This window comes from Vibrio neptunius (assembly GCF_000967495.1).
Classification (GTDB): domain Bacteria; phylum Pseudomonadota; class Gammaproteobacteria; order Enterobacterales; family Vibrionaceae; genus Vibrio; species Vibrio neptunius.
The window spans coordinates 1-584 of record NZ_JXXU01000127.1; the positions used below are offsets into that span (position 1 = coordinate 1).

Consider the following 584-nt stretch of genomic DNA (forward strand, 5'->3'; position numbering starts at 1 on the left):
GCCGCCTTACGCTACTCGGGCTATGTGGGCGTTGCTATTTCGATTATTGGGGTGGTGCTGGTGGGGCCGATGATGTTTGTTGGTGCCGGTGCCGGGCTATTAATGTCGTTTAAAATGGCTGGAGTGGTCAATAGACCTAAGCAGCGAGTACAACCTTTCCCCCCTACCGCGAGTTACCGACTTTGTTGCGTTCCGGAAGGCCGATATAAAAATGGACTGATTGAATCGCATTTGTTTCCAATTTTTGAAATGGAAACTGGGGATGAAGAGAGCGAGGATATTTATTGGGAAAATAGGCATTTTTACTTTTCTTACTATATTGCTTCACCGGCAGAACAAGAGCAGCTTTTAAAACACCTAAGGCAATTAGTTACTGTTATAGAAGAAGAGTAAATTTTTACAGGCTCCCTAAACAGGGAGCCTGTGTTCGTACTGGGGTTCAGCGATTGTTGGTGAATAAAAAGCTGAGTAGAACATACCCCTGAACCCAACGTATCAACTACCAATGGAGGGGCCTCACTGATGTATGTGTCTGTCGACTCGTTACCGGAGCTAACCCCAGAGTATCAGCAAGCCCAGCAGCA

1 pseudogene is annotated in these 584 nt (G+C 46.4%); it reads left to right on the top strand.

Features of this window, described 5'->3' with window-relative positions:
* Nucleotides 1-393, top strand: a pseudogene (locus TW84_RS24725) (hypothetical protein); the annotation flags it as partial.
* Between the last annotated feature and the right edge of the window lie 191 nt (nt 394-584).